We start from the raw sequence: 23,625 nt of genomic DNA, 5'->3' as shown, positions 1-23,625 counted from the left end.
TGTACCTCTGAGGTCACGATGCAGGTGAATCGCGGCTGATACATTGCCAGCCGCGTAATCATTTTTATTTTCTGTTGCGCAGATCCAACGCCACGTCGACGATCATATCTTCCTGGCCGCCCACCATCCGGCGTTTGCCCAGTTCAACCAGAATATCTACCGCGCTCAGGCCATAACGCGCCGCCGCCACTTCGCAGTGGCGCAGGAAGCTGGAGTACACGCCGGCATAGCCCAGCGCCAGCGTTTCGCGGTCCACCCGCACCGGGCGGTCCTGCAGCGGACGCACCAGATCGTCGGCGGCGTCCATCAGCGCATACAGATCGGTGCCGTGCTGCCAGCCAAGCTTATCCGCCGCGGCGATAAACACCTCCAGCGGCGCGTTGCCTGCGCCTGCGCCCATACCGGCCAGGCTGGCATCGATACGATCACAACCCTCTTCTACCGCAGCAATCGAGTTCGCCACGCCAAGGCTCAGGTTGTGGTGGGCGTGCATCCCGGTTTCTGTTTCCGGCTTCAGCACCGCTTTCAGGGCGCGGAAGCGGTCACGGATATCAGACATGTTCATCGCCCCGCCTGAATCGACCACATAGATACAGGTCGCACCGTAGTTTTCCATCAGTTTCGCCTGCTGTGCGAGGTTTTCCGGCGTGGTCATATGACTCATCATCAGAAAGCCGACGGTGTCCATGCCCAGTTCACGCGCATACTGAATATGCTGGGCCGACACGTCCGCTTCGGTGCAGTGGGTCGCCACGCGTACGACGCGCGCCCCAGCCTGATACGCATTTTTCAGGTCATGAATCGTGCCGATGCCCGGCAACAGCAGCGTGGCGATCTTGGCGTGCTTGACCACGTCCGCCGCCGCTTCAATCCACTCCAGGTCGCTGTGCGCGCCAAAGCCATAGTTAAAACTGGAACCCTGCAGACCGTCGCCGTGCGCCACCTCAATGGAATCCACCCTCGCGTCGTCCAGCGCTTTGGCAATCTGGCGCACGTTTTCCAGCGAATATTGATGACGAATGGCGTGCATGCCGTCGCGCAGGGTCACGTCAGAGATATAGAGTTTTTTACCGTTCATGCTGCTTCTCCTGCCTGACGAGTGAGTGACTGCGCCATTTTCTCAGCGGTCGCCAGCGCGCTGGAGGTCATAATGTCGAGGTTGCCCGCATAGGCAGGTAAATAGTGCGCCGCGCCTTCCACTTCCAGATACACCGCGGTTTTCAGCCCGGAGAACTGGCCGATGCCCGGCAGATTGACCGGTTTATCCTGCGGGATGACTTCAAACTGGACACGCTGTTTCAGACGATAGCCCGGCACGTACGCCTGCACCGCCGCCGCCATCTCATTAATCGATGCTTCAACTTCAACCTCAGAGGCCGCTTCGCTCAGCACATACACCGTGTCGCGCATCATCAGCGGCGGCTCGGCTGGATTAAGGACGATAATCGCTTTACCTTTTGCCGCGCCGCCAACCACTTCAATCGCCTTCGAGGTGGTTTCGGTAAACTCATCGATATTAGCGCGCGTGCCTGGACCCGCAGATTTACTGGCTATCGAGGCGATAATTTCGGCGTAATGGACTTTTGCCACGCGAGAAACTGCCGCCACCATCGGGATAGTCGCCTGCCCGCCGCAGGTCACCATATTAACGTTCTGCTGATCAACGTTGGCCTCCAGATTCACCACAGGCACGCAGTACGGGCCGATTGCCGCGGGGGTCAGGTCGATCAGGCGGATCGCTGGTTTAACGGCGCGCAGCGCGGCGTCGTTCTTCACATGCGCGCCTGCGCTGGTGGCATCAAAAACAATGTCGATGTCGGCAAATTCCGGCATGGCGATAAGCCCTGTCACCCCTTCATGGGTGGTGGCAACGCCCATGCGTCGGGCACGCGCCAGACCATCAGAATCTGGATCGATACCGACCATCACCGCCATTTCCAGATGCTTCCCGTGACGCAGAATTTTTATCATCAAATCGGTACCGATGTTGCCGGAGCCGATAATGGCGACTTTACGCTTACTCATGACTGACTTCCTCTTGTAACCGCCGCTGAAAAAGTGGCGGCAACTGAACCAATACCGTCGATATGGGCCTCGAAACGATCGCCCGCATTCACCGCCACCATCGGGCCTAACGCACCGGTGAGAATGATATCTCCGGCACGTAGCGGCTCGCCGAGGCTGGCCATTTTGCGCGCCAGCCAGACGGCGGCGTTGATCGGATGTCCCAGGCATTCGCTGCCGCGTCCGCTGGAAACCTCTTCGTTGTTGCGCGTCATTTTCATCGCGCAGTTTTTCAGATCTAATCCTGCCGGACGCTGTGCCGGGCCGCCGACCACATACACCCCGCAGGAGGCGTTATCCGCCACGGTATCAACAAACTTGATTGACCAGTCACGGATACGGCTGCCGACCACTTCCAGCGCGGGCAGCACCCACTCGATGGCGTTATACAGCTCGTCAAAAGTAGTGTCGGCATTGGGCAGATCGCGGTTCAGCACCAGCGCGATTTCCGCTTCAATACGCGGTTGCAGCACGCGCTCAAACGCAATGGTGTCGTTATCGCCGTAGCACATGTCGGCAAACAGCGTACCGAAGTCCGGCTGATCGACGCCAAGCTGCTGCTGCACTTTCGGGTGTGTCAGCCCTACTTTGCGCCCGACCACGCGACGCCCGCGCGCCACTTCATACTGCACGTTGATGCGTTGAATGGCGTAGGCCGCTTCGCCGTTGTCCACACCAATCAATTCACGCAGTGGGGCGATAGCTTCCCCTTTTTCTTCAGCCTGACGTAAATCGGCGGCCAGCTGCTCAATATTATGATTCGTCATGTCCGTTCCTTAAGGGCGTGCGAGGAAATTCAGCACCAGCTGGTTAAAGGCATCCGCATGCTCCCACTGCGCCCAGTGCCCGCAGTCGCGGTAGATATGCAGCTCAGAACCGGCAATTCCGGAGAGCAGGCGCAGACCGGCATCCATCGGCACAAAGCGGTCATTGCGTCCCCAGACAATCAGGGTCTGGGCTTTGATTTCACCCAGACGCGGGCTGAAATCCGGGAACTGTTTCGGGTTGGCCTCCAAACTCTGGACAAAGTTTTCCAGGTGATCGCGACGCGACAGCATGTTATTCAGGCGTGCCTCAAACAACGCCTCGGTCAGGTCGCTGGTGTCGAAGACAAAGATCTCCATCATCAGCTTCAGGTTCTCGATGGTCGGCTCGCGGTATAGCTGATTCAGGCGCTTGATACCTTCGGTCGGCATCGGGGTAAACAGACTCATGCCGCCCGTTCCGCCGCCCATTAGCACCAGTTTGCCCACGCGCTCCGGCCAGCTCAGGGTAAACGCCACAGCACTGTGACCGCCCATCGAGTTACCCAGCAAGTGGACTGTTTGAATATCCAATTGATCGACTACGCTTTTCAGAATGCGAGCGTTGAGATCAGATCGCGAACCGCGGTTAACGATCCCATCGCTTTTGCCCCAGCCAAGACAATCCAGCAGGATCACCCGGTATCCGGCCTGTACCAGCGGATCAATATTGCGGCTGAAGTTTGCCCAGCCCGTCGCGCCAGGACCGGAGCCGTGCAGCAGCACGACGGTCTCTTCGCCCTGTCCACAGTCATTGAAATGCACGCGTAGTGTTTCGCCTGCTTCCTGCACCTCCAGAAAACGACTGGTAGCGGCTTCGGTTTGCGGTTGATAAGTCATGATGTTCTCCTGCATATTCAGTTCTGTTTTAGTTCTGCGTAGTGGCACTCAGAGAGCCGAATCCGGCGATCCACTCCGGGATCGGGCGGTAATAACGACCTTCGCTGCGCCAACTGCCAAAGGCAGAAATGGCGGCAAAGGCGGCAACCCAGGTTTTAACTTCGTGCGTTGATTTGCCCGCCATCGCGGACAGCTCTTCGTTACTGACCGCGTCCAGCTCCTGCAAACGCCCCTGCTCAAGCAGGCTCATAAAGCGGTTATCCCAGACAGGGTTCAGCGGGTGCAGCGTGTTTTGATCGACCACGAACTTCTCGGCGGCGCTGATCACCCGCTGCTGGCGCAGCTCGCGCTCGTTTTCAGGTAACTGTTTGCCGCTGCCGAGCAGGCGGTCACGCATATGGGCATCAGCCTTCGCCAGCTCCGGGACCGGCGGTTGATGCGATAGACCACCGGAGCCTAAAAACAGCACGCGCTTATTCAGCGAGCTGGCGAAACGGCCAATCGCTTCCCCGAGCATGCGAGTACGCTGAAAGCCCGGCAGCGGCGTGGCGACGCCGTTAATAAACACCGGCAACACCGGCACCTTATCCAGACCGCCGAGCAAAAACTCCAGCGGCTGCGCGAAGCCGTGATCGACCTGCATGTTGTAGGACACGGCAAGATCGATGCCGCTTTTCATCACCGCGTGGGCGCAGGCTTCAGCGAGATCTGTCGGCACCGGCAGTTCCCCCGCCGCGCTGCCGAAATCGCCGATCGCCGTGGCTCCCACGCCTAAACAGAACGGCGGCATCACGTCGTAGAAAAAACCGTTGTAGTGATCGGGGGCAAACAGCACTACCAGTTCCGGGTCGAACGCCGCAATACGTGCCCGGGCGCTGGCGAGCACGCCGTTAACCTCGTCAAGCACAGCCTGAGCCGGGTCGACATAGCCCACCAGCGGCGAGTGGGAAAGACAGTGAAGATAAGCGTGCATATCAGGCAACCTTTTCAACAGGAATATCGGCAGTAGCGCGGGTAAGTGTCATCACCGACGCCAGTTTATTCAGGGTGCTGCCCAGGGTTTGCGGAATGGCGATGGCGGCCACGAAGCGGTCCGGGCGCATTACCACCAGCGCGGCGTTGTGCTGGGCAAACCACGCGCGCAGGCGGTTTTGCGTATCACCAATGCGGGTAACGCCGTCGTGGTTATCCTGATCGGTATGTATCTGCGTATCCGGCACGACCTGGATAAAACGCGTCCCCAGCGCCTGCCACTGTTGGATCTGCGACTCGCTCATGCCCCATAGCGGGTTACAGCCCCAGCCAATCACCGCGAAATTCGGTCCAATAACGTTGTCGAGCAGCGTCACTTCGCCCGATTCCAGCGTCACCTTCGGCTGGATAAACATCTTGCCGACCGGAGACGTTCTCGCGTCACCCTCACGCACCAGTGCTCCAACATGGTATTGCGGCATCGGCTTAAAGCGCATTTCGAGGAAGTAGCGTTTGACCGGCGGAATATAATTCAGCAGCCAGGAAACCCCGTCGCGCACCGCGCCGTGCCAGCGTTTTGGCGGCGCCAGCACGTTGCCAGCGGTCACGGAGAGATCGATCATCGCTTTGGCGTGGTCGCGGCGTTCCTGCTGGTAGGTATCCAGCAGCTCATCACCGGCTTTGCCCTTAATGACCAGCGCCAGTTTCCACGCCAGATTGAAAGCATCGCGCATGCCGCTGTTGTACCCCTGCCCCTGCCAGACCGGCATAATGTGCGCCGCATCGCCCGCCAGCAGCACGCGGTCAATGCGAAAACGTTCGGCCAGACGGGCGTTATGGGTATAAACGCGCTGGCGGATCAGTTCGACGTTGTCCGGGTTCGGCAGCACTTTGCTCAAAAGCTGACGCATATTCTGCGGTTCACTGAGCTGCGCTTCGGTTTCCCCCGGCATCACCATAAATTCAAAGCGACGCACCGCGTGCGGCAGCGCAGCGGAGACATACGGGCGCACCGGATCGCAGCACAGATACACATGCGGTGTGCTGAGCGGATCGTTGGCAATATCCACCACAATCCACTGATTCGGCGCGGTTTTGCCTTCAAACGGCACATTCAGCGAGCGTCTGACGTTGCTACCGCCGCCGTCGCATGCCACCAGCCACTGGGCCTTCACCGTTTCGCGCTGGCCGTCCGGAGCTTTCAGATTCAGCGTTACTTCACCGTTCTGTTGGCTAAAGGCTTCCAGTTCGCGGGAGAACAGGCAGCGCACGTTGGGAAAACGCGACAGCCCTTCCAACATCACCGCATCCACCTGTGGTTGAATAAACGCATTGCGGCGCGACCAGCCAAATTCGTCGGTCATCGGCTGGATATCAGCAAAGCAGCGGCCTTTCGGCGTGAGAAAGCGCATCGCGTGCCACGGCGTGGTGTGCGGCAAAACGCGCTCGACCAGCCCCACAGACTGCATGGTGCGCAACGCTTCATCGTCAATGCCGATGGCTCGGGGATAGTCGATCAGCGTGTCGAGCTTCTCCACCACCAGCACGTCAATGCCCATCTGGCCAAGATAGTTGGCCATCATTAGCCCCACCGGGCCGGCACCAGCAATCGCGACCTGAACGGTGTGCTGCACAGCGGGTTGGATATCCGGGTTTTTTGTTGTCATTTCAGAACCTCACGACTCGGACAAAACGCAATTGCGGACCCTGGTGAGGCGCAATTTGTTTTGTTAAAAATATGTGAATAATTTTTTGTTGTGCGGTCAGTATAGGAGTGAGTTTTTGCGCTACAATCAAAACATGCCTGGATGTGCACTAAGTGCACAACGTTGTTTTACCTGTAGATTTGTCAATGAATATGAAAAATGACGAGAGCACTGAGTACAAAACCGTACGCGGATTAACGCGCGGATTAATGTTATTAAATATGTTAAACCGGCTCGATGGTGGGGCCAGTGTTGGCTTACTTGCTGAGTTAAGCGGCCTGCATCGCACCACGGTCAGACGGCTGCTGGAAACCCTGCAGGATGAGGGTTATGTTCGGCGCAGCCTGTCCGATGACAGCTTTCGCTTAACCATTAAAGTCCGCCAGCTCAGCGAGGGATTTCGTGACGAGCAGTGGATTTCCGCACTCGCCGCCCCGCTGCTGGGGGATTTGCTGCGCGAGGTCATCTGGCCGACCGACGTTTCCACGCTGGATGTGGACGCGATGGTGGTACGTGAAACAACCCACCGCTTCAGCCGCCTGTCGTTTCACCGGGCGATGGTCGGGCGTCGTTTGCCATTGCTGAAAACCGCATCCGGCCTGACCTGGCTGGCATTCTGTCCGGAGAATGAACGTCAGGAACTGATTGAAATGCTGGCCTCCCGACCAGGAGAAGAGTTCCAGCTTGCGCGCGAACCGCTGAAGCTCAATGCCATTTTAACCCGGGCGCGAAAAGACGGTTTTGGCCAGAACTTTCGCGGCTGGGATCAGGAGGAGAAAATCGCTTCTATCGCTGTCCCCATCCGTAGCGAACAGCGGGTGATCGGCTGCCTGAATCTGGTGTATATGGCCAGCGCCATGACCATCGAACAGGCCGCGGAAAAGCATCTTCCGGCCTTACAAAAGGTGGCGAAACAGATAGAGGACGGCGTCGAGTCGCAGGAGATTTTGGTGGCCGGGAGGTGAGATGGATCACAGTTATGCGGATCATCTGATTGATAGCTGGGATGACTCACTCACCTGCCGATATAACATTGTGGTGTCTTGCCCAAGTGATATCTACATTACATAGTGTGCATTCGTTTTCTGCCAGGAGGCTGCATGTTAAAGGTCATTGCTGAGGATTTCATCAAACCTGAGTTTATTGAAACCGTTCTCCCGTTGTATCGTGAGCTAATATCGGCAACGAAGAAAGAACCGCATTGTATTGCTTACGACCTCTATATTGATGAAAAAGATCTGGGTCATTTTATTTTTATCGAAGAATGGCCAAACCATGCGGCTCTCGATGAACATTGTGCCAGTGAGCATTTCCGACGACTTGTACCGTTAATTGATCAATACACGCGACAGGAAGCACGTTACATATTGATGGATGGCGTGGTAAATCCAACGGTCACATCATAATTAAGAAATAGGATAGGTAATGAAGAAAGTACTTGGTTTACTATTAATTATGTTTTTAACAGGATGCTCCACACCAGGCAAACCAGCCTTTTACTACCCCTGGACACAGTACAAAACGGGCATCGATATTCAGCTGCCAAAAGATCCTAAATATAATGATGCTTTCCATGGGACTTTACGCCTCGACGACGATGGCGATTATGCAATGATCGTTATTTATAACGGCGGTAATGTGGTTACCCAATTCGGCTATGTCACGAAAAGCAATCTTGAAAACTGGATCACACTTTATTCTGGCTTCTTAAAATGGGATCCAAATGATTCAGGTGTCACAACAACGTTCACCATTCCTGATACAGGCTCAACGTTTAACAAAGAATACGATGTTGAGTATCGTGTTGTTCAGAGCAAAAAGCTCTTTGTCATTAATAAACATAGCTCCGGTACCTGGTTTATCGACTTCTCAGAGATATCGATGGACGAGGCAAATGTGCAGAAAGCACTGGATGTCTATGAAGGATTACGAGGCAAGCTTAAGTAGCCAGATGCTGAACCTGGTCTCTTGTAAAGAGGCCAGGGCCATATCAATAAAGAGTGGCGTCAATAGTCTCTCCTTCTGCTTTTCATAATCGCAACATCAATTTTAATTTTTTAATATTTTCATCATCCGGAACCTGGTGTATGTCAACACAGTAGCTCTCTTCATACTCTTCAATTATTCTTTGGGCCTCTCCTCTACGGTTTCGGCCATTCATCCATAACTCATCTCTGGCATCCTGACCTATTCTCATCATGTCATAAGAGCTAATATGCGGTGGTGAGCGGCCAAATATAGCCGTGACACCGTTTTTTTCGTAATTTTCTTGTGCCAGGGAATTACCTATCTCATTAACTGCCAAACCACACTTTAGTAATTTTTTAACTTTCGTTTCCTGACTATCACAACCCTGCAAAACAAACAAACCCGCTATAATGATCACTATTTTATATATTTTCATCTTTCGCCCGAAAAATTCATATAAACTCATTACGAAGTGATCAATTCCGACAGACATTTATGTCCTCATAATGAGGTAAGCATCAGACCTCGGTTTAGTCACTTTCGGGATAACTGTATCATCTGGAATGCTTACAAAACAATTCAATATAATCAAAAGCATTCTTATGCTGCTGCAAGTGTGATTAGGGTTGTCAAAGAAAGCTATTCTTATTTCAACCCATTCACACAATACTAAACCGAAACCCGCTCTGAAAAGAGCAGCGTTCCGGTTTTTATTCAGTCTGAAGGGCTTCAGACCTTAAGCAGTTTCACCGTCTCGTCAATGTCGATTTCATCTTCAGAGAAAATCAGCGTCGTGCCCTGAAAGGTGGTGATAGCCAGCTTTTTCAGCGTGCGCATTTCACCAGGCTTCACATCTGATTTTGGTCGGATGCTGTTCATCAGCACGCCGACAGACAGCACTGCATTTTCTTTGTCGATACGGGTCTCTACAGGGACTTCTTCGCTGTAGACCAGGAATGACTTGATCGAGGTGAGCTTCAGACGCTCGCCTGCGATATAGATGTACTTGCTGTCTGGTATGACTTTTACCGCGTAGGCAGACAAGCCTTTGTTATTGGTGGTGGGCTCAAAAGTCACCGCCGCGTCTTTCTTGATCAGCTCAGGATTAGCAACCTTAATCACATGAAAATAGCGATTGTCGCCGTTTTCATCTTTGATAAATCCAAAGCCTTTATCTTTAAACCACGTTGTGATTGTTCCGTTCATTGCTGTTTCCGCCTGATTAAACCTATTACTCGTAGAGTATACCTACTCAATTTGCGCGCAGTGTAAAACACAGGCCATACCTTTGGCTACTCGTTACCCCAACGATTGAGGAACTCCGCGATATCATCGATACGCTGAGCGTCGACACCGGCCACGGTTGCCATCTCCTGCTGCGCTTCTTCGCTGATCTCTTCGTTGTTCATCAAACGGGTAATCAACTGCTGGAAGTAGTGCGCCAGCGCGTCACGTTCTGTGTCGCTCACCGGCTTTGCGGCCTCGGTCGCGTACTCGTCGGCGATATCATAATATTTAAGCGGAATGTCGTTGTTCATCAGTTGCTCCGGGGGGATATGCGTGTGCCAGCAGTTGCCTGCCGCGTCTGATGTGAATGATAGCATTCTTATTTCATGGTTCGCGATCTGTTTTATTGGTCACTATGCATTACATATATCAATAATGTTTTCTGGCACTGCTTCGTATTTAATAAAATTTTCCGTATTTAAGTAACAGCACTCTTATTCATTTCGATATAATGGCAGCAAATTAAATAACGAGTTACAAAGGAAATATTAAATTACTTTAATTACATAATTGATATATGTAATCTGTTATTGGCCCAATCCCATCGCTAGTCGCCCATTTGCCCACATTCATCTTCTGGACAACACTCTACGATGACACCACTGATCCAACACGTGGAGCAAACATCATGAACATCACGCAAATCCGTAACGCCACGCAGCACATCACCTTTGGCGGTAAAACTTTTCTGATTGATCCGATGCTAGCGGATAAAGGTACTTATCCGGGCTTTGCCGGAACGGCTCGCGCCGAGATCCGCAACCCGACCGTTGATCTGCCTGTCGATATCGACACGCTGCTCAACGTTGATGCGCTGATCGTGACCCATCTGCATGAAGACCACTGGGATGAAGCAGCGGCTCGTGTCGTGCCGAAAGACAAACCGATTTATGTGCAAAACGATCGCGATGCGCAGGTACTGCGGGAACAAGGTTTCACGCAACTGACCGTACTGACGCAAAACACCGCGCTTGGTGATATCACCCTGCGTAAAACCGGCGGCCAGCACGGTTCGGATCGCGCTTACGCCATCCCGCAAATGGCTGAGCGTCTGGGTGATGCCTGCGGGGTTATCTTCCAGCATCCGGCGGAAAAAACGCTGTATCTGGTCGGGGACACCATTTGGCGCGACGAGGTGGAAACCAACATGCGGACTTTTCAACCAGGCGTGGTCATTCTGAACGCAGGCTTTGCCCACGTTATCGGGTTTGGCCCAATTATCATGGGCGCGGAAGATGTGCTAAAAACCCACTTCGTACTACCTGAGGCACAAATTGTGGCGACCCACATGGAGGCGATTAACCACTGTCTGCTGACCCGCGCGGCCTTGAAAGAGTACGCCCGCGACAACCAGATTGCGCAATTCATTAACGTGCCGGAAGATGGCGAAACCCTGACGTTTTAAACTCCACAGAGGAATCGTATGCAACCGCTTAACGTCGCCATTGTCGCCGTGGAAGATTTCAGCCCGTTTCACTTCTCAGTGCCGTGCATTATTTTCAGTGACAAAGTGGCGGCGAAAAAGCGCTTTGAGGTACAACTTTGCGCCGAACAGCCGGGCATAGTTTCCTCGCAGGATGGCTTCGCCATTACCGCAGCCTACGGCTATGAAGCAGTGGAGGCCGCCGACATTGTAGTGATCCCCTGGTGGGGCACCACGGCACATCGACCACCACAAAGACTGCTTGATGCGCTCAACTGCGCACGACAAAACGGCGCGCAAATTGTTGGGTTATGTCTGGGCGCGTTTGTTCTCGGCTATGCCGGTCTGCTGGATGACAAACGGGCAGCTACGCACTGGGAGTTCGAGCAGGATTTTCAGGCGCGATTTCCGGCGGCCCGTCTGGATATCAACGCGCTATACGTGGATGACGACGGTATTATTACCTCGGCAGGGACCGCAGCCGCGCTGGATTGCTGCCTGTACGTCATCCGCCAGCGTTTTGGCAGCACGGTGGCGAATCAGATTGCCCGACGGATGATTGTGCCGCCACATCGCGAGGGCGGCCAGGCACAGTTTATCGAACAACCGGTAGCGAAAAATACCCAGGATCAGCGCATCAACGCCCTGCTCGACTATTTGCGCCAGCATCTCCACGAACCGCATAATCTCGACGAGCTGGCGCAGCGAGTGATGATGAGCCGTCGTACCCTCACTCGTCATTTTATGAAGGCCACCGGGTCAAGCGTAGCCGAATGGTTGATTGCCGAGCGCCTGCGCCGTAGCCAGACGTTGCTGGAGTCCAGCCAGTTACCCGTTGAACGCATTGCAGAACAGGTTGGTTTTCAGTCGCCTGTCACCTGGCGTCAGCATTTTAAATCCCACTTTGGTGTTAGCCCGGCTGAATGGCGTAAAACCTTTCGCGGCGATTAGCCTCTTTTTTGCGCCAACCAGACGGTGTGCCCGGCGCAGTGCGGATCTTCCATCACCATCTCGACTACCGCAAAACCATGCGCTGACAGCAATGCGCGGTATTCGTCCGGCGCGAGGCTGGCGTGAAACAGCGGCTCACCCTCAAATTGCCCCATCGCGATGCCATTGTCCGTACCGCTGGTAAACATCAGCGCGCTGCCGGGATGGCTGAGGCGGTCAAAAATCGGGAACATCTTTTGCTGGTCCTGCTGAGTTAAATGGAAAAAACTGTCCCAGGCGATCAGACCATCGAAAGTCTCATTGAGTGCCAGTTCGCGCATATCCTGCTCCAGCCAGCGCTGTGCGGGAAAAGTGTTTCGGGCCCGCGCCAGCATCGCCGGGGAACCATCAACGCCGGTAAGCTGAAAACCTTGCTGGATAAAATAACCGGCAATCGGCTGACCGTTGCCGCAGCCAATATCCACAATGCTGCCCTGCCCGCCCATCACGGAAATGAATTTATCGAGCCAGCTTTTCTCGAACAAGGTGCGCGAGCGCTGGCTGGCAAAGGCATCCGCATGACGTCGGTAGATGGACAGAATATTATTTGCCGCAGAGTCGCTCACAATGTCCTCACTTTTTTCTTCTGTTAAGAAGAACGACGATAAATGCTCCAGCACACGATCCGCAACCCTGGAATGCGCCTCGCAGAACCTATGCGTAAATCCCCCAAAACCGTCCCGCTGTGGCATCATAGCGCGCAGATAACGTCATGACAGGGGTGATAAACGTGAAACCGGTAACGCTATACGATGTGGCAGACCATGCAGGTGTCTCTTACCAGACCGTCTCGCGCGTCGTTAATCAGGCCAGCCACGTTTCCGCAAAAACCCGACAAAAAGTTGAGGCCGCGATGGCGGAACTCAATTACATCCCTAACCGCGTCGCACAGCAGCTGGCTGGCAAACAGACGCCGCTGATTGGCGTTGTGACGGCGAACCTTGCCCTGCATGCCCCCTCACAAATCGTTGCCGCCATAAAATCCCGTGCCGACCAGTCCGGTGCCAGCGTGGTGATCGCCATGGTCGAGCGCAGCGGCGTTGAGGCATGTAAAGCCGCGGTCCACAACCTGCTTTCTCAGCGCGTAACCGGGCTTATCATCAACTATCCACTGGATGAAGAAGACGCCATTGCCGTGGCCGCCGCCTGCGGTACGGTGCCGGTGCTGTTTCTCGATGTCTCTGACCTGACGCCAATTAACAGCGTGATTTTCTCGCATGACGACGGCGCGCGCCTCGGCGTTGAACATCTGGTGCAGTACGGACATCAGCGTATCGCCCTGCTGAGCGGACCGCACACTTCCGTTTCGGCAAGGCTTCGCCGTTCGGGCTGGCACAAGTATCTGGCACATTACCAGCTACAACCCGTTGTGGAGCTGGAAGGCGACTGGAGCGCGATGTCTGGTTTTCAGCAAACGATGCATATGCTGAATAACGGTAACCTCCCTACCGCCATGCTGGTCGCTAACGATCAAATGGCGCTGGGCGCGATGCGCGCAATCAGCGAGTTCGGTCTGCGGGTGGCGGTAGATATCTCGGTGATTGGCTACGATGATACCGAAGACAGCGTCTGCTACATTCCACCGCTGACCACCATCAGGCAAGATTTTCCGTTATTGGGTGAAACCAGCGTCGACAGGCTGCTGCAACTTCCCCGTGGCGAATCAACCGTGGGCAACCAACTGCTGCCCGTCACCCTGGTTAAGCGCAAAACGGTTCTGCCACCCAACACCCAAACCACCTCACCCCAGGCGCTGGCCGATTCATTGATCCAGCTCGCGCGGCAAGCTTCTCAGCTCGCCCCCAAATTGTGAACGCACAACAATTGTGTGAGTCAGTTCACTCATTGAACGCCCCAGCCTTTACAGTTGGGATCGCTTATCCGTATTTTGATTGAAATTGTGAGCGAATAACAAATTCAAACAGGATACCGTTATGAACCTGAACACAGATTCACTCTCCGCTGTTCTGGCCCGCCGTGACTGGGAAAATCCCGGCGTCACGCAGCTCAACCGCCTGGAGGCGCATCCACCGTTCTGTAGCTGGCGTTCAGCAGATGACGCACGTACGAATCAGCGTTCAAGTCAGTTACGCTCGCTGAATGGCCGGTGGCAATTTGCCTGGTTTGCCGCGCCGGAGGCTGTGCCGGAAAGCTGGCTTACAAGCGATCTGCCACAAGCTGATACTGTCAACGTCCCCTCGAACTGGCAGATGGACGGTTACGATGCGCCAATTTATACCAACGTCACCTACCCAATCCCGGTTAACCCTCCGTACGTTCCGGCACAGAACCCGACGGGATGTTACTCGCTCACATTTCATATTGACGATGCCTGGTTAGATGAGGGTCAGACGCGCATTATTTTTGACGGCGTGAACTCCGCATTTCATTTGTGGTGCAACGGCCGCTGGGTCGGCTACGGACAGGACAGCCGCCTGCCATCTGAATTCGATCTTAGCGATTATCTGCAGCATGGCGAAAACCGTCTGGCGGTGATGGTGCTGCGCTGGAGCGATGGCAGCTATCTGGAAGACCAGGATATGTGGCGCATGAGCGGTATTTTTCGCGACGTATCTTTGCTGCATAAGCCCACAACGCAAATTCGCGACCTGCGCATTAATACCCGGTTTAACGACGACTTCAGCCGCGCCATGCTGGCAGTGGAAGTCAGAGTAGCGAGCAACGAGAGCGAAGATTTACGCGTAGCCCTGCAATTGTGGGAGGGAGAAACGCTCACAGCCGAAACGAATTCCCCACTCGGCAGTGAGATTATTGATGAACGCGGTGCTTATCATGACCGGGTGACTCTGTGTCTGAACGTCGAAAAACCGGCTCTGTGGAGTGCCGAAACGCCCAATCTGTACCGCGCCGTTGTGCAGCTGCGCACCGCGGACGGAGCGCTGATAGAAGCGGAGGCCTGTGACGTCGGCTTTCGTCAGGTTTGCATTGAAAACGGACTGCTGTTACTCAATGGTAAGCCGCTGTTGATTCGCGGTACCAACCGCCATGAGCACCATCCGATCAACGGTCAGGTGATGGATGAGGCGACGATGGTGCAAGACATCATCCTGATGAAGCAGAATAACTTCAATGCCGTGCGCTGCTCCCATTACCCAAATCACTCGCTGTGGTACACCCTGTGCGATCGTTACGGCCTGTATGTCGTCGACGAAGCCAATATTGAAACCCACGGCATGGTGCCGATGAATCGCCTCACCGACGATCCCGCATGGTTGCCTGCCATGAGCCAGCGCGTCACGCGCATGGTGCAGCGCGATCGCAACCATCCGAGCATTATTATCTGGTCTCTGGGCAATGAATCCGGCCATGGCGTCAATCACGACGCGCTCTACCGCTGGATAAAATCAGAAGACCCGTCACGCCCGGTACAATATGAAGGCGGCGGCGCAAATACCGCAGCGACCGATATTATTTGCCCGATGTACGCCCGCGTCGATCAAGATCAGCCCTTCCCCGCCGTCCCCAAATGGTCGATTAAAAAGTGGCTGTCGATGCCCGGCGAGCACCGTCCGCTGATCCTTTGTGAATATGCCCACACCATGGGCAACAGTTTCGGTGGCTTCGCCAAATACTGGCAAGCATTCCGTCAGTATCCGCGCCTGCAGGGCGGATTTGTCTGGGACTGGGTGGATCAGTCGCTAACCAAATATGATGAGAACGGCAAAGCATGGTCAGCCTACGGTGGCGATTTTGGCGACACACCTAACGATCGTCAGTTTTGCATGAACGGGCTGGTGTTCGCCGATCGCACCCCACACCCGGCGTTATACGAGGCCAAACATGAACAGCAGTTTTTCCAGTTCACGTTACTGCCGGGCACTGAACGCCAGATTGAAGTGACCAGCGAATATCTGTTCCGCCGCAGCGATAACGAAGTTCTGCACTGGTCTATTGCCCAGGACGGCAACCCGCTGGCCGCCGGAGAAATCGTTCTGGATATCGCTCCACAGGGTCGCCTGGTGATTACCCTGCCAGATGTCCCGATGCCGGAAACCGCAGGTCAGCTGTGGCTGACGGTACGCGTAGAACAACCTCAGGCAACCGCGTGGTCAGACGCCGGGCACATCAGCGCCTGGCAGCAATGGAAGCTTCAAGAGAAGCTCAGCCTGACGCAACTGCCGTCTGCCCACACCGCGCCACAGCTCAATGTGAGCGAAAACGTCTTTACCGTTGAGAACGACAACAAGCGCTGGCAATTCGACCGTCAGTCTGGCCTGCTGACACAGTACTGGATTGGCGATTCAGCCCAACTGTTGACTCCGCTTACTGACCAGTTCACCCGCGCCCCGCTGGACAACGACATCGGCGTGAGCGAGTCAACCCGCATCGACCCTAACGCCTGGGTCGAACGCTGGAAGGCCGCCGGTCACTATCAGGCTGAAGCAACGTTACTACACTGTGCTGCCGACACGCTGAGCGATGCGGTACTGATCACCACTGAACATGCGTGGCAGTATCAGGGCGAAACGCTGTTCATTAGCCGAAAAAGCTACCGCATTGACGGCAAGGGTGAAATGCAGATAACGGTGGATGTCGACGTTGCCAGCGGTACGCCGCATCCGGCCCGCATCGGCCTGAGCTGCCAGTTAGTGCAGATCGCAGAGCGAGTGAACTGGTTAGGTCTCGGTCCACATGAGAACTACCCGGACCGTCTGGGCGCCGCCTGTTTTGATCGCTGGGATCTGTCGCTTGATGAGATGTACACCCCGTATGTTTTCCCAACTGAAAACGGTCTGCGCTGCGGCACGCGCGAACTGCACTACGGCGCGCACCAGTGGCGTGGGGACTTCCTGTTCAACATCAGCCGCTTTAGCCAGCAGCAACTGATGGCAACCAGCCACCGCCATTTGCTGCAACCTGAGGCGGGCACCTGGCTCAATATTGATGGCTTCCATATGGGCGTTGGCGGCGATGATTCGTGGAGCCCTTCCGTGTCGCCGGAATTTCTGCTGAGCGCCGGACGCTACCACTTCCAGTTCGTCTGGGGCCAAAAATAATAATATAAGTTGGGCAGGCCCAAACCTGCCCGCATTTATAGGAAGTCTGTTATGTATTATTTAAAAAACACTAACTTTTGGATGTTCGGCTTTTTCTTCTTCTTTTACTTTTTTATTATGGGCGCGTATTTCCCCTTCTTCCCTATCTGGTTACACGAGGTAAACCATATAAGCAAAGGCGATACCGGCATCATCTTCGCTTGTATCTCACTGTTTTCTTTGTTATTCCAGCCAATTTTCGGACTACTATCCGACAAGCTTGGCCTGCGTAAACATCTACTGTGGGTAATTACCGGCATGCTGGTAATGTTTGCCCCGTTCTTTATTTACGTTTTTGGTCCGTTATTACAAGTTAATATTTTACTGGGTTCAATTGTCGGTGGGATTTACCTTGGCTTTATTTACAATGCCGGCGCTCCGGCGATTGAAGCCTATATTGAAAAAGCCAGCCGCCGAAGCAACTTTGAATTTGGTCGCGCGCGCATGTTTGGTTGCGTGGGCTGGGCGCTGTGCGCCTCGATTGCCGGCATTATGTTCACCATCAATAACCAATTTGTCTTTTGGTTAGGCTCCGGATGCGCGGTCATTTTGGCATTGCTGCTGTTATTTTCAAAAACAGATGTCCCCTCTTCTGCAAAAGTCGCGGATGCGGTAGGCGCCAATAACTCGGCATTCAGCCTGAAGCTGGCGCTGGAGTTATTTAAACAACCAAAACTTTGGTTCCTTTCCCTGTACGTAGTTGGCGTTTCCTGTACTTACGATGTGTTTGACCAGCAGTTCGCCAACTTCTTTACCTCGTTCTTTGCCACCGGCGAACAGGGTACCCGCGTGTTTGGCTACGTCACGACGATGGGAGAATTACTCAACGCCTCAATCATGTTCTTTGCGCCGCTGATTGTGAATCGCATCGGCGGCAAGAACGCCCTGCTGCTGGCTGGTACGATCATGTCAGTAAGGATTATTGGCTCCTCATTCGCCACCACTGCGCTGGAAGTCGTTATTCTCAAAACGTTGCATATGTTTGAGATACCGTTCCTGATCGTCGGTTGCTTCAAATACATCACCAGTCAGTTTGAAGTGCGTTTCTCGGCGACGATTTATCTGGTGTGTTTCTGCTTCTTCAAACAGTTAGCAATGATTTTCATGTCAGTTCTGGCCGGAAAAATGTATGAAAGTATTGGTTTCCAGGGAGCTTATCTGGTGCTGGGGATCATTGCGCTGAGCTTCACGCTGATTTCCGTATTTACCCTAAGTGGGCCGGGGCCGTTTTCCCTGCTGCGTCGTCGCGAAAGCGTCGTGCTGTAAAAGCATCTTTGCCGGATGCACCACTCACGTGGTTTATCCGGCCTACAACGCGTCATCTTCACACGACCATCCTGACCTGGAGGTTTAAGTTCTGCGGGCAACAAACCGCTTTTTTACCGTTATGGTAAAACGGGGTGAGAAGCCAGGTCATAGCATGAGCAGAAAGACAATTGCGGTAACGGCGCTCTTTATCAGCGCACTACTTTCAGGATGTGGCAGCATTGATGCACGCACGGCAGGCGAGAATTCAGATACCTATTACGTGGGTATGCATCATGATATTGATAAACTAAAAAACCCAGGCGCTTACGATTATAACTATTTCGATTTAGCGCTGTTGTTTGTTGATGTGCCGTTATCGTTCGTGGCCGATACGGTTTATGCGCCGTTTGATTACTATCACGGGCCGTATAAGAAAGTGGATTAGAACGTAGGCCCGGTAAGCATCGCGCCACCGGGCATCACACGATGTTACTCCTCGATCGCCTGACGGATTTGCTGCAGCGACGCGGGATCGTCAATGGTCGTCAGATCGCCGGGATCGCGGCCTTCGCAGATCGCCTGGATCGTCCGTCTGAGCATTTTACCGGAACGTGTTTTCGGCAACTGCGACACAAACCAGACGTGTGCCGGACGGCCAAAGTTGCCAATCTGGCTGTCCACCAGCGCCATAATCGCCTTCTCTTCCGAATGTGCGATGTCGCGATCTTCAAGGCTGTCGCTCTGTTTCGGAATAACAAACGCGACTGCTACCTGCCCCTTCAGCGCGTCCTTCACGCCGACTACCGCCACTTCCGCAACGTTCGGATAGCTGGAAATACTCTCCTCGATCTCGCGCGTCCCCAACCGGTGCCCTGCCACGTTTATCACGTCATCCGTACGCCCCAGAATGAAGTAATAGCCGTCAGCGTCACGAATGCCCCAGTCAAAGGTGGCGTACACCTGGCGAGAAAACAGCGACCAGTAGGTATTCACAAACCGCGCGTCATCCCCCCAGATAGTCTGGATACAGCCCGGCGGCAGCGGCCCTTCAATCACCAGCATACCCTTCTCATTCGCCGCACAAGGTTCACCGGTCACCTCATTGAGCAGTTGTACGTTGTAGCCGTACATCGGCACGCCGGGACTGCCCAGACGCGACGGCCTGTCGTCCAGCCCGCGGGCAATTGCCATAATCGGCCAGCCGGATTCGGTCTGCCAGTAGTTATCGATAACCGGGACGCCCAGCGTTTCTGTTACCCAACTGGCGGTTGGTTCGTCCAGCGGTTCCCCCGCCAGATACAACACCTCCAGCGAGGAGAGATCGTGATTACGGATTTGCGCGGTCGGGAATTTCTTCAGCACGCGGATGGCGGTCGGGGCGGAGAACATCCGGCAGACCTGATATTTCTCAACAATTTTCCACCATACACCACAGTCCGGATACGTTGGCAGACCTTCGTAAACCACCGTCGCCATCCCCGCCAGCAGTGGGGCATACACGATATACGAATGCCCAACTACCCAGCCGATATCCGACGCGCAGAAGAACACGCCGCCCGCTTTACCGCCGAAAATGGTGTCCATCGAGGTCGCCAGCGCGACCGCATAGCCGCCAACGTCGCGCTGGACGCCTTTCGGTTTACCGGTTGTCCCGGAGGTGTAGAGAATGCAGGATGTTTCGTTTGATTCCAGCCAGACAACTGGTACCCGCGCGCCGAGATGCTGTTGGCGCAGGGCGGCAAAGTCGAGGTCACGTCCCTCGACCCGCGCCATTTTCGCCAGACCGCGATCGACCAGCACCACATGACGCGGTCGGTGCTGCGCCTGTTCGATCGCATCATCGAGCAGCTTTTTATACGGCAGGATCTTGCCCCCGCGCGCCCCGGCATCCGCCGAGACGATAACCACCGGTCTGGCGTCGTCGATGCGCGCCGCCACGCTGTGCGAGGCGAAACCACCGAACACCACCGAATGAATTGCCCCAATGCGTGCGCAGGCCAGCAGCGTAATGTGCGCCTCGGCGATCATCGGCATATACACCAGCACCCGATCGCCACGCTGTACGCCCAGCGACAATAGCATCGCCGCCGCGACGTTCACTTCGTCATACAGCTGACGAAAGGTAAAAGTGCGTTCTTCTTCAGTTTCTGATGACACAGCAATCAGCGCCAGCGCGTCAGGCTGTTTCTCCAGCCAGCGGTCGATAGCGTTATGGCACAGATTGGTCGTGCCGCCGCAAAACCAGCGGGCAAACGGCGGGTTGCTGTGGTCCAGTACCTGCGTATACGGCTGCTGCCAGTCAATACGCTGGGCCTGCTCGGCCCAGAACGACTCCGGTTGCGTTATAGAACGTTGATAAAACTCGCTATAAGACATAATGCTCTCCTGTTGAACTTACGCCTTGCTGCACGCTGGTTTAAATAATGAAGAGATCCATATACTCATTGACCGGCATCTGCTCCAGGCGAGTTCTGTCCAGGGAGACATCCAGGATGCGCTGCTGCTGACGAGTCGGGAACTGACGCGCCAGGTTGATTTTGAACTTCTCGACCAGCTTCGGCATGCCGTCAGTACGACGACGCGCATGGCCGATTGGGTATTCCACTACCACTTCTTCAAAGCGTGAGCCGTCGGTGAATTCCAGAGTGATGGCGTTGGCGATGGCGCGTTTTTCAGGGTCGTGGTAATCGGCGGTAAAGGCCGGATCTTCGAAGCAGTTGATCTTCTCGCGCAGTGCATCAATGCGTTTGTCCTGCGCCACGCCGTCTTCGTAATCTGCCGCCGTTAAGCGCCCGAACAGCAGCGGAATGGCCACCATATACTGGATACAGTGATCCCTGTCCGCCGGGTTATTCAGCGGGCCTTTTTTATCGATGATGCGGATACAGGCTTCGTGCGTACGAATGGTCACTTTTTCGATATCGGCAGCAGTCTTACCTGCGGCCTGTAACTGCTCGTACAGCGTCATGGCCGCTTCTACCGCGGTCTGAGAGTGGAACTCGGCCGGGAAGGAGATTTTAAACAGCACGTTTTCCATCACATAAGAGCCGTACGGGCGCTGGAAGCGGAAAGATTCGCCTTTGAAAGAGACGTCATAGAAGCCCCAGGTTTTCGCCGTCAGCGCAGACGGATACCCCATCTCACCGGTTTTAGCCATCAATGCCAGACGTACCGCGCGCGAGGTCGCATCGCCTGCGGCCCAGGATTTACGCGTGCCGGTATTTGGCGCATGGCGATAAGTACGCAGCGACTGGCCGTCGACCCACGCCAGCGACACGGCGTTAAGAATTTCATCCCGGTTCAGGCCAAGCATCTCAGCGACCACCGCCGTGGAGGCCACTTTTACCAGCAGGACGTGATCGAGACCAACACGGTTAAACGAGTTTTCCAGCGCGATACAGCCCTGAATCTCATGAGCTTTGATCATCCCGGTCAGCACCGTTTTCATGGTCAACGGCGCTTTCCCCACCGCCACCGCATTACGCGACAGCCAGTCAGCCGTGGCCAAAATACCGCCGAGGTTATCAGAAGGATGACCCCACTCAGCAGCAAGCCAGGTATCGTTGAAGTCCAGCCAGCGGATCATCGCACCGATGTTAAACGCCGCCTGCACCGGGTCGAGCTGGAACTGGGTGCCAGGTACGCGCACGCCGTTCGGTACCACTGTACCTGGGACGACCGGCCCCAGCAGTTTTTTACAGGCCGGATATTCCAGCGCTTCCAGGCCGCAGCCTAAGGTATCAAGCAGGCAATAATGCGCAGTGTCATACGCCACCTTCGAGGTGATCTCGTAGTTCATGACGTAATCAACGATATCAACGATTTCACGGTCAAATTCGGGGCGGACGTTCGAAATATATGCGGACATAGGGTACATTTCCTGTTTTTTATCTTTATACCCGTCATACTTCAAGCTGCATGCGCGTTGGCTACGCTCGCTCCCCCCAGTCACATAGTTCGCTATGCTCCTGGGGATTCACTCACTTGCCGCCTTCATGCAACTCGAATTATTTAGGGTATGAGGTTTTGAATTAGCAACGTTTTTCAATCGGGACAAATTCGCGATCTTCCGGGCCGGTATAGTTGGCGGAAGGACGGATAATTTTATTGTCCTGGCGCTGTTCGATGATGTGCGCCGCCCAGCCGGTGACGCGGGCGATGACAAACAGCGGGGTGAACATTTCGGTGGGAACGCCCATCATGTTGTAAGAGACCGCCGAGAACCAGTCGAGGTTGGGGAACATCTTTTTCGTTTCCCACATTACGTCTTCCAGACGGTCGGCGATGTTGTACATTTTCAGCGAACCACCTTCCTGAGAAAGCTGTTTCGCCACGCGCTTGATCACCTGATGGCGCGGGTCGGCGATGGTGTAAACCGGATGACCAAAGCCAATCACCACTTCTTTGTTTTCCACGCGTTTACGGATATCCGCTTCGGCTTCGTCCGGCGTTTCGTAGCGCTGTTGGATCTCCAGCGACACTTCATTCGCCCCGCCGTGTTTCGGTCCACGCAGTGCGCCAATCGCGCCGATAATCGCGGAATACATATCGGAGCCGGTCCCGGCAATCACGCGGCTGGTAAAGGTGGAGGCGTTAAATTCGTGCTCGGCGTACAGCACCAGCGAAATATGCATCGCTTTTTCCCAGCTTCGCGACGGTTTTTCGCCATGCAGCAGGTGCAGGAAGTGACCGCCAATGGAATCATCGTCAGTTTCCGGCTGAATACGCTCGCCGTTATGGCTGTAGTGATACCAGTACAAAAGGATTGAACTGAGCGATGCCAGTAGCTTGTCGGCAATATCGCGCGCGCCGGAGACGGTATGACCTTCTTTTTCCGGCAGCGTACAGCCCAACGCGGAGACGCCGGTGCGCATCACATCCATCGGATGCGAGGCAGCAGGCAGCGCTTCCAGCACGGTGCGTACGTTAGCAGGCAGTCCGCGCAGCGCTTTGAGTTTGCTTTTATAGGCGGTGAGTTCATCGCGGGTGGGTAATTTCCCGTGGATCAGCAGATGCGCGACTTCTTCAAATTCGCACTGCTGCGCCAGGTCGAGAATATCGTAGCCACGATAGTGCAGGTCGTTGCCGCTTTTGCCTACGGTACACAGCGCGGTATTTCCGGCGGCAACGCCTGACAGCGCAACCGATTTTTTAGGTTTAATGACATGGGTACTATTTTGCAGGATCGTTGTGTCGCTCATGTTGTCCTCGTCATTTTTATAATATGTAGGGTGCTGAGGGTGTGCGAGTAGGCCTGATAAGGCGCA

Annotated in this window: 22 protein-coding genes; 9 read left to right on the top strand and 13 right to left on the bottom strand. The window is 54.6% G+C overall.

The genetic code is table 11. The annotated features are described in order from the left end of the window. Positions 1–64: 64 nt before the first annotated feature. Genes mhpE through OGV98_RS14620 form a run of 6 tightly spaced genes read right to left on the bottom strand, consistent with a single transcriptional unit; the run spans position 65 to position 6,346 of the window. Positions 65–1,078: a 4-hydroxy-2-oxovalerate aldolase gene (mhpE, locus tag OGV98_RS14645; protein WP_003021379.1), complete on the bottom strand. Its 1,014-nt coding sequence runs from the start codon at positions 1,076–1,078 to the stop codon at positions 65–67. Then, positions 1,075–2,025: an acetaldehyde dehydrogenase gene (gene mhpF / locus OGV98_RS14640; RefSeq protein WP_003838629.1), complete on the bottom strand. Its 951-nt coding sequence runs from the start codon at positions 2,023–2,025 to the stop codon at positions 1,075–1,077. Before mhpF ends, mhpE begins: the two co-directional genes overlap by 4 nt. After that, entirely contained in the window at positions 2,022–2,831 is an 810-nt protein-coding gene (mhpD, locus tag OGV98_RS14635; protein WP_061549853.1) for a 2-keto-4-pentenoate hydratase, read from the bottom strand. The genes mhpF and mhpD overlap by 4 nt, the downstream gene beginning before the upstream one ends. A gap of 9 nt (positions 2,832–2,840) precedes the next feature. After that, positions 2,841–3,707 carry a 2-hydroxy-6-oxonona-2,4-dienedioate hydrolase gene (gene mhpC, locus OGV98_RS14630; RefSeq protein ID WP_139935140.1) on the bottom strand — a complete coding sequence of 289 codons (867 nt, stop codon included), beginning with the start codon at positions 3,705–3,707 and terminating at the stop codon, positions 2,841–2,843. Between the two features lie 28 nt (positions 3,708–3,735). Beyond that, positions 3,736–4,680 (bottom strand): 2,3-dihydroxyphenylpropionate/2,3-dihydroxicinnamic acid 1,2-dioxygenase, encoded by a 945-nt coding sequence (mhpB, locus tag OGV98_RS14625; protein WP_049002702.1) that lies wholly within the window; start codon positions 4,678–4,680, stop codon positions 3,736–3,738. 1 nt (position 4,681) lies between these two features. Continuing rightward, positions 4,682–6,346 (bottom strand): bifunctional 3-(3-hydroxy-phenyl)propionate/3-hydroxycinnamic acid hydroxylase, encoded by a 1,665-nt coding sequence (locus tag OGV98_RS14620; RefSeq protein ID WP_049002701.1) that lies wholly within the window; start codon positions 6,344–6,346, stop codon positions 4,682–4,684. A 191-nt stretch (positions 6,347–6,537) separates the two neighbouring features. On the opposite strand from OGV98_RS14620, the gene OGV98_RS14615 reads away from it, so the two are divergent. The 3 genes from OGV98_RS14615 to OGV98_RS14605 all read left to right on the top strand — a co-directional run bounded on the left by OGV98_RS14615 (position 6,538) and on the right by OGV98_RS14605 (position 8,332). Continuing rightward, the gene (locus OGV98_RS14615) at positions 6,538–7,350 is read left to right on the top strand and encodes a DNA-binding transcriptional regulator (protein WP_003838640.1); all 813 of its coding nucleotides are present in this window, start codon (positions 6,538–6,540) and stop codon (positions 7,348–7,350) included. Positions 7,351–7,485: 135 nt separating this feature from the next. Then, positions 7,486–7,791 (top strand): putative quinol monooxygenase, encoded by a 306-nt coding sequence (locus OGV98_RS14610; RefSeq protein ID WP_057101209.1) that lies wholly within the window; start codon positions 7,486–7,488, stop codon positions 7,789–7,791. 19 nt (positions 7,792–7,810) lie between these two features. Continuing rightward, entirely contained in the window at positions 7,811–8,332 is a 522-nt protein-coding gene (locus OGV98_RS14605; protein ID WP_003838645.1) for a hypothetical protein, read from the top strand. 82 nt (positions 8,333–8,414) lie between these two features. Here the strand turns inward: OGV98_RS14605 and OGV98_RS14600 are convergent, their stop codons facing one another. From OGV98_RS14600 to OGV98_RS14590, 3 genes are all read right to left on the bottom strand, one after another. Continuing rightward, positions 8,415–8,846 carry a hypothetical protein gene (locus OGV98_RS14600; RefSeq protein WP_003838647.1) on the bottom strand — a complete coding sequence of 144 codons (432 nt, stop codon included), beginning with the start codon at positions 8,844–8,846 and terminating at the stop codon, positions 8,415–8,417. Positions 8,847–9,082: 236 nt separating this feature from the next. Then, entirely contained in the window at positions 9,083–9,559 is a 477-nt protein-coding gene (locus OGV98_RS14595) for a cold-shock protein (RefSeq protein ID WP_003021353.1), read from the bottom strand. Between the two features lie 86 nt (positions 9,560–9,645). Beyond that, a complete protein-coding gene (locus OGV98_RS14590) occupies positions 9,646–9,891 on the bottom strand; it encodes a YmjA family protein (protein WP_003021350.1) in 246 nt (81 codons plus the stop codon). 377 nt (positions 9,892–10,268) lie between these two features. On the opposite strand from OGV98_RS14590, the gene OGV98_RS14585 reads away from it, so the two are divergent. Further along, positions 10,269–11,045 (top strand): MBL fold metallo-hydrolase, encoded by a 777-nt coding sequence (locus OGV98_RS14585; protein ID WP_057101208.1) that lies wholly within the window; start codon positions 10,269–10,271, stop codon positions 11,043–11,045. An 18-nt stretch (positions 11,046–11,063) separates the two neighbouring features. Continuing rightward, positions 11,064–12,014, top strand: coding sequence for a GlxA family transcriptional regulator (locus tag OGV98_RS14580; protein ID WP_044714418.1), 951 nt, complete (start codon positions 11,064–11,066; stop codon positions 12,012–12,014). Here OGV98_RS14580 and OGV98_RS14575 read toward each other — a convergent pair. Beyond that, on the bottom strand, positions 12,011–12,619 hold the full coding sequence (locus OGV98_RS14575; RefSeq protein WP_088902679.1) for a class I SAM-dependent DNA methyltransferase: 609 nt from the start codon (positions 12,617–12,619) through the stop codon (positions 12,011–12,013). The two genes, OGV98_RS14580 and OGV98_RS14575, sit on opposite strands and share 4 nt — an antisense overlap. Before the next feature lie 164 nt (positions 12,620–12,783). Between OGV98_RS14575 and OGV98_RS14570 the strand changes: the two genes are divergently transcribed. From OGV98_RS14570 to OGV98_RS14555, 4 genes are all read left to right on the top strand, one after another. Beyond that, entirely contained in the window at positions 12,784–13,866 is a 1,083-nt protein-coding gene (locus OGV98_RS14570) for a LacI family DNA-binding transcriptional regulator (RefSeq protein ID WP_286551654.1), read from the top strand. Positions 13,867–13,987: 121 nt separating this feature from the next. After that, entirely contained in the window at positions 13,988–17,071 is a 3,084-nt protein-coding gene (locus OGV98_RS14565; protein WP_202580735.1) for a beta-galactosidase, read from the top strand. Between the two features lie 51 nt (positions 17,072–17,122). Then, positions 17,123–18,376, top strand: coding sequence for an MFS transporter (locus OGV98_RS14560; RefSeq protein ID WP_200002987.1), 1,254 nt, complete (start codon positions 17,123–17,125; stop codon positions 18,374–18,376). A 154-nt stretch (positions 18,377–18,530) separates the two neighbouring features. Further along, entirely contained in the window at positions 18,531–18,803 is a 273-nt protein-coding gene (locus OGV98_RS14555; RefSeq protein ID WP_003838662.1) for a YceK/YidQ family lipoprotein, read from the top strand. Positions 18,804–18,847: 44 nt separating this feature from the next. Here OGV98_RS14555 and prpE read toward each other — a convergent pair whose 3' ends face one another. From prpE to prpC, 3 genes are all read right to left on the bottom strand, one after another. Beyond that, positions 18,848–20,734, bottom strand: coding sequence for a propionate--CoA ligase (gene prpE, locus OGV98_RS14550; RefSeq protein ID WP_003838664.1), 1,887 nt, complete (start codon positions 20,732–20,734; stop codon positions 18,848–18,850). Between the two features lie 40 nt (positions 20,735–20,774). Further along, positions 20,775–22,226 carry a bifunctional 2-methylcitrate dehydratase/aconitate hydratase gene (locus OGV98_RS14545; RefSeq protein ID WP_202580736.1) on the bottom strand — a complete coding sequence of 484 codons (1,452 nt, stop codon included), beginning with the start codon at positions 22,224–22,226 and terminating at the stop codon, positions 20,775–20,777. Positions 22,227–22,389: 163 nt separating this feature from the next. Further along, complete coding sequence (prpC, locus tag OGV98_RS14540; protein WP_003838667.1) at positions 22,390–23,559, bottom strand: bifunctional 2-methylcitrate synthase/citrate synthase; 1,170 nt, start codon at positions 23,557–23,559, stop codon at positions 22,390–22,392. Positions 23,560–23,625: the final 66 nt, after the last annotated feature.

Origin of the sequence: Citrobacter sp. Cf136, assembly GCF_030333815.1 — a bacterium.
In the GTDB taxonomy this organism is placed as follows: Bacteria; Pseudomonadota; Gammaproteobacteria; order Enterobacterales; family Enterobacteriaceae; genus Citrobacter; species Citrobacter freundii.
The sequence above is the reverse complement of the archived record's forward strand: the minus strand, read 5'-3'. Positions and strand labels throughout refer to the sequence as shown.